1 protein-coding gene is annotated in these 1667 nt (G+C 40.3%); it reads right to left on the bottom strand.

Annotated features, from left to right (window positions below; genetic code table 11):
• Window positions 1–173: 173 nt before the first annotated feature.
• Complete coding sequence (locus tag NFS18_RS19260; RefSeq protein ID WP_226972157.1) at window positions 174–1211, bottom strand: transposase; 1038 nt, start codon at window positions 1209–1211, stop codon at window positions 174–176.
• Window positions 1212–1667: the final 456 nt, after the last annotated feature.

Raw genomic sequence — 1667 nt, 5'->3', positions numbered from 1 at the left:
TAAAAGAACAGGCTCTTATGGATGTCAGATCCGTTCTTGATATAGCAAGTATCTATGGAGAAAAAACACTGGAGGAAGCTTGCGGAAGAGCTTTAAAGGATTTCCATATGATTACATACAATACACTCATTCCTTATATCTATAAATGAGCAAATATCAAATTTTGCACAAAGTTATCCTGCTAACTCCATAACAGCTTCAATTGAAGCACCACTTTTGATAAACCGGTACAGATTTGTGAGCTGTTCCTGCTTTAGCTGTTTCTGTAAAAAAGCATAACCTTCTTCAAAAGCACAATAGCTTCCAGAATGCATGCAACACAAAAAATGAACCAGCGACATAATCAACCAATATCTTTGGATTCCCTGACGGGAGCGGAGCTGATATTTATCCAGTGCCAGTTTACTTTTGCTTTGACGGAAAAATAATTCGATCGGCCACCGTTTGATATAAGTCTCCAGTATCTCCAGAGTTGACAGACTGACATCCGTAGAGAGAAACAACCGCAGTGCTTTGGGATTCCCAAACGCATCCTTCGGATAGCTGATGATAACAGCTGCATTGGGAATGCCATTTAGCTCCCCTTCATAGCGGTACACATAGAATTGACGGCCGCCAACGGTCACGAGGCTGACTCCCGGATCTGTTTTCCGCAAATGAAGGGCAAACAAACTGGCTTTCTGACGGATTCCCCATGGATAGAGAATACGGTTGGTCTTTAACGCACCTATCGTATAAAAACCTTTCCGTATAAAGCTGTCCATTACCTTTGAAGAAGTATACCAGCTGTCACAAAGAAAATAGGAAACTACCGGTGCAATGGGAAGCTCTTCTGCAATCTCTTTTACGATCTGAATCTTGGATTTTGATTTATCGTACAGTATGACTGCATAATTCAGGGTAATCCCATTGCAGGAAAGCATGACAGAAACAACCTGATGCCCGTAATCCTGACGGCCTTTTAAATGTGATTGGTGAAAATACGCTGCTTCGATTGGATGTAGAGCCTGTGACGAAGGCCGGGTATGTGAAGCAATGGTATCATCCACAATACAGTAAACAGGCTGTCCGGAACGCTGAGCTTCCCTGTAAATAATATGGAGGATGCTCCTTTTGAGGGTATCCTGTAAAGCAATGTCATCCCATTTGCCATGATTCAGAAAATAAGCCGTGGTAGTCCTGTGACAATGGCTTACTTCTTGGAAATCCACAGTTTTCCCGCGGTATCCCCGGAGAAAAACGGAAAGGATAATGGCCATCAAATGGTTCAGATACACATCAGATAAAAATAATCCGAGATTTAATGTCTTAAAGTAATTGTAAATATGGTTGGAATGATGTATACTGTTTGCAATGGACACCCCCTTGTTTGAGTGAGTATGTTGTTTGTTGATACTTCAATTATACATTATTCATCAGAGGGTGTCCTTATTTTGTGCAATATTTTGGATTTGCTCATTTATAGCTTATATAAAGGATATATCTAAAAGCAAGAAAAATAAAATGAAGTCTGAGAACGAAAAAGAGCAAAAACATGGAATCGTACGAGGTGCAGCTTATTATAGGAAAGAAGGTACAAAGTAATGAATATAGAGATTAAGAAACAATTAGCAGTGTTGGAATTGGGGGATCTGGTATCTGCCATAGAAAATCAGGAGAAGGATGTG

Source organism: Mediterraneibacter agrestimuris, from assembly GCF_943193195.1.
Lineage (GTDB): Bacteria > Bacillota > Clostridia > Lachnospirales > Lachnospiraceae > Schaedlerella > Schaedlerella agrestimuris.
Note: the sequence above shows the minus strand (reverse complement) of the source record. Positions and strands in the feature narration are given on the sequence as shown.